Consider the following 4,384-nt stretch of genomic DNA (forward strand, 5'->3'; position numbering starts at 1 on the left):
GGGGAGAACCGAGTGGGGCGGGGGACTTGCCTACATTGTCGGGGGATGGCGTTGTTTGTTGCGTACCCCGTTCCAAGGGCGTGAGAAGCCGAGAACCCCGGGCGCATGCCGCAGTGCGGCAGGCGTGGGCCTCCACGTCTACCGCTTCTTTGCCGACATGCCGTTCAGGGCCACCGCGGCCTTCACGAGCGCCTTGAACGCGCGCGCATCGACCTTCTCCCCTTCGTGGATGTCGATGGCCCTTCGCGTGTTGCCCTCCAGGCTGGAGTTGAAGAGGCCTGATGGGTCCGGGAGCTTCGCCCCCTTGGCGAACGTGAGCTTCACGGCCTTCTTGTACGACTCCCCGGTGCAGACAATCCCGTGGTGCGACCAGACCGGAGTGCCCATCCACTTCCACTCCTCGGTCATCTCGGGGTCGGCTTCCAGGATGAGCGCCCGCATGCGGGCCAGGGCCTCCCCGCGCCAATCCCCCAGGTCGAGGATCCGCTGGTCGATGAGTTGGGACGCGGTTTTTTCGGCACTCAATGGGACCTCCCCTGCAAGGCGCCCTTCGCGCCGGCCGTTCATCAGGCCAGCGGATCATTCCGTCAAAAAACAAGCCCAGCAACCGGGTGGGGTTGCTGGGCTTCTGGACATCCGCCCCCAAGGGCGTCCGCGCTGTCCGGAGGACTACCGGACGATGTTCAGCGCGGTGTCATCGAGGAAGAAGCTCGTCTGCAGCGACGAGTCCTCCGTGCCGTTGAAGTAGATGCGGACCGTCTGACCCTTGTACGCGGCCAGGTCGAACGTCCGCTGCACGTAGGCCGTGCCCTTGTCCAGGTTGCTGTAGGTGGCCAGCGTGGCCAGCACCGTGCCCGCGCTGTTGCGGACCTGGATGGCCAGCTTGTCGTAGGCCGTCGTGGTCGTCGTCTCCGCCGTGGTGATGCGCGCCCAGAAGCTGAACGTGGCGCTGCACGCCGTGGCGGGGATGGTGATGTCCTGGTAGGCGAACTCGGTGCGCGTGGCGCCGTAGCCGTTCAGATAGGCCTTGTACGTGCCCGTGCGCGGCGCACTGCCGGACGTGGTGCCGTCGATGACGCCCGACGAGGTGGTCCAGCCCGTGTTGCCGCTCTCGAAGTCCGCGTTGGCCAGGAGCTGCTCGGTGATGGAGCAGCTGCCCGTGCCGTTGTTCACCGTCACCGACACCGTGGAGGACGTGCCGACGTTGTTCGCCGCATCATACGCCTTCGTGGTCAGCGCGTAGGTGCCGTTGGCCACCGCCGTCGTGTTCCACGCGAAGCTGTACGGCGCGGCCGTCGCCGTGCCCAGCAGCGAGGTGCCCGCGTAGAACTCCACGCGCGACACGCCCACGTTGTCGGAGGCGTTGGCGCTCAGGCTCGCGGTCCCGCTCAGCGTGGCGCCACCCACGGGGGCGGTGATGGACGTCGTGGGCGGGGTGGTGTCGCTGCTGCCGCCGCCGGTGATGAAGAGCGTGTACAGCAGCTTGTTGGGCGAACCCGTTCCCGGGCTGGTGACCTTGTTCGGCGTGGAGTTGTTCACCAGCGCGTCACGCACCTGCGCGGGCGTCGCGGTGGGGTTGGCGCTCAGGTAGAGCGCCGCGGCGCCGGCCACGTGCGGCGAGGCCATGGACGTGCCGCTCATCGAGGTGCTCGATGAGTTGCCGGAGTTGGAAGCCGAGGTGATGCTCGAGCCCGGCGCGAAGATGTCCACGCACGTCCCGTAGTTGGAGAACGACGAGCGACCGTCGCTGCTGGTGGTGGAGCCCACGGTGATGGCGTTGGGCGCACGCGCCGGCGAGTAGTTGCAGGCGTTGGCGCTGTCGTTGCCAGCGGCGACCACCGTCGTGACGCCCGCGGCGATCATCCGCTCCGTCGCATCATCGATGGCCGGAATGCCGACATCGCCCAGGCTCATGTTGGCGACCGCCGGCTTGATGTGGTTGGCCGCCACCCAGTCCATGCCGCCGATGACCTGCGCATCGTTTCCATAGCCCGTGCAGTCGAGCACCCGCACCCCGTGGACGATGACCTTCTTCGCCACGCCCCAGGTCGTGCCGCCCACCGTGCCCGCCACGTGCGTGCCATGGCCATGGCAGTCCGAAGGGTCGCTGTCGTTGTCGATGAAGTCGTAGCCGTTGCCGACGCGACCGGTGAACTCGGTGTGGGTCTGCCGCAGACCGCTGTCGATGATGTACGCATGCACGCCGGTGCCGTCGACGTTGTAGGTGTAGGAGCTGTTGCGCGGCAGATCCCGCTGGTCGATGCGGTCGATGCCCCAGGTCGCGCTGGTCTGCGTCGCCGACACGTGGAGCAGGCCGTTCTCCTGCACATAGGCCACGCGAGGGTCGGACAGGAGGCGCTGGGCCTCGGCCTCGGTCATGTTCGCCAGGAAACCGTGGATGGTGTGCTCATAGGTCCGCAGCACCTTGCCACCGTTGAGGGACACCATCTCCCGGGCGATGTTCGCCGCCCCCTGCTGCCGGACCGCCTGCGTGGCGTCGCGCAGGACGACGATGTACTCGCCGGCGATGGCCCGGTCCCGGCGGATCATCTGCGCCGTGTGACCGAATTGCTCGCTGTCGGACTCCTGTGCCTCCGGCATCGGGCCGCATGCCGCGGCCAGCAGGGAAATGGCACTCACCGCATGCGTCAGTTTCAGTTTCATTCGGCCTCTCGGGGAAGGTGCGGGCACCGGTTTGGAAGCCCTCGTACAGACCGTAAAATTAGCTATTCTTGATAAAGCGGTCAATGCGGCTTTCCTGAGTGATGGCCGGGGTCGAACTCGGGTCACCGGCGGCGAAAGAACGTGTGAGGTCGGCGAGACGCCGGCCTTGTTCGCTACCGGGCGGGGCTCCATGACGTGCAGACAGTGGCGCTGGACAACGGCGTAAGCCACGCCGTCCAGGCCTGGGGCGACTCCTCCTTTTCCTTCACCTTCAACACGCAGCAGCCGGGGGCCCACGCGCCCCGGACGGGAGACGTACGTGCAAACACAGACGGAGCATCAGGCGGGGACGCAGTGGCTGGCGGTGCTGGACGGTGAGGCGCGAGGGCTGGTGGCGGCGGTGGATGCGCACCCTGACGCCAGTCGCCTCTTCAACGGCACCATCGACGCCGCGGGCTACATCCACTACCTCATCCAGACGTATCACTATGCTCGCTGGAGCACGCCGATCCTCGGGGAGGCGGGACAGCGGCTGAAGCGGTTGGGACGGCACCCGGAGCTGGCGGAGCTGTTGATCCAGAAGGGGGAGGAGGAGCGCGGGCACGAGAAGTGGTTGCTGTCGGACCTGAAGAACCTGGGCTGCCCGGAGGAGCAGGTGGAGGCGGCGGCGCGGTGCCCGGCGGTGGATGCCTATACGGGGTGGAACTTCTTCACGTCGCGCGCGGGCGTGCCGACGGCGGTGCTGGGGACCGCGTACGTGCTGGAGTACCTGTCGCAGACGCGGGCGGGCGTGGGGGCGGAGCGGCTGCAGGCGGTGGCTTCCATTCCCAACATCCACAAGTCGGTGACGTTCCTGCGCAGCCATGGGGCGCTGGACGGAGACCACGTGGCGGAGATGGCGAGGATCCTGGGGCGGCTGACGGACCTGGAGGAGCAGGCGGCGATCATCCTCTCGGCCCGGGCCACCCGGAGCATCTACCCAGGCATCTTCCGTGAGGGCGGCCCCACCAGCCACCCGCTCGCGAGGTAGAGGCAAGCGGAGTCGAGGGCTTGCGCCTTGGGGGTGAGTATTGATTGCGAATCCAGCTCATCTCCGTCGTTCTTCCGGCCAAAGACATTCATGTCTTGGGGGACATGCAATTCATTGTGCCTTGGACGGATGAGCGCGCCCAGGGGCGGCACCTGGGGCGGAGGGGGCGCGGGCTCGCCAATGAGCAGGCGCAGCTCCGCGCGGCGGTTCTGTTCGCGGCCTTCCTGGGTGGCATTGCTGCTCGCCGGCCGGCGGGCACCGAAGCCCCGGGCCTCCAGTCGCCAGGCGGGCACGCCCTTCTGCACGAGGTAGCGGAGCACCGCTTCGGCGCGTGCCAGGGACAGCCGCTGGTTGGCGGCGTCGGAGCCTCCCGTGTCCGTGTGGCCTTCGATGAGCACGCGCGGGAGCTCGGGATGTTCCAGGAGCACCCGCGCCAGTTCGTCCAACACGCGCGAGGCGCCCGTCAGCGTCGATGCGCCGGGTTCAAAGAACACCTGCCCATGCAGGACCAGCCGCTCCCGGGTGAGGGTGACCAGGGGCCGCGTGTCGGCAGGGCAGCCGGACTGCTCCCGGGTGCCCCGCTCCTGGACGCAGGCGTCCAGCGCGTCCGGCACGCCATCCCCATCCGTGTCCGTCTCCGCCATGGGCGCTGGCTCCGGCTCGGGCACGGCTTCGGGAGGAGCTTCGGGG

The 4,384-nt window shown here is 67.9% G+C and carries 4 protein-coding genes; 1 reads left to right on the forward strand and 3 read right to left on the reverse strand.

All coding sequences use genetic code 11. From position 1 onward, the window contains the following. Positions 1-138: 138 nt before the first annotated feature. Entirely contained in the window at positions 139-567 is a 429-nt protein-coding gene (locus D7Y13_RS39110) for a DUF1801 domain-containing protein (RefSeq protein ID WP_120538190.1), read from the reverse strand. 102 nt (positions 568-669) lie between these two features. Further along, positions 670-2,664, reverse strand: coding sequence for a S8 family serine peptidase (locus tag D7Y13_RS39115; RefSeq protein ID WP_120586089.1), 1,995 nt, complete (start codon positions 2,662-2,664; stop codon positions 670-672). A 319-nt stretch (positions 2,665-2,983) separates the two neighbouring features. On the opposite strand from D7Y13_RS39115, the gene D7Y13_RS39120 reads away from it, so the two are divergent. Next, a complete protein-coding gene (locus D7Y13_RS39120; protein WP_120586090.1) occupies positions 2,984-3,694 on the forward strand; it encodes an iron-containing redox enzyme family protein in 711 nt (236 codons plus the stop codon). Here the strand turns inward: D7Y13_RS39120 and D7Y13_RS39125 are convergent. Continuing rightward, the coding region (locus tag D7Y13_RS39125; RefSeq protein WP_208734539.1) for an OmpA family protein at positions 3,640-4,384 on the reverse strand (745 nt) is incomplete at its 5' end. The genes D7Y13_RS39120 and D7Y13_RS39125 overlap by 55 nt on opposite strands.

Origin of the sequence: Corallococcus praedator (assembly GCF_003612125.1) — a bacterium.
Lineage (GTDB): Bacteria > Myxococcota > Myxococcia > Myxococcales > Myxococcaceae > Corallococcus > Corallococcus praedator.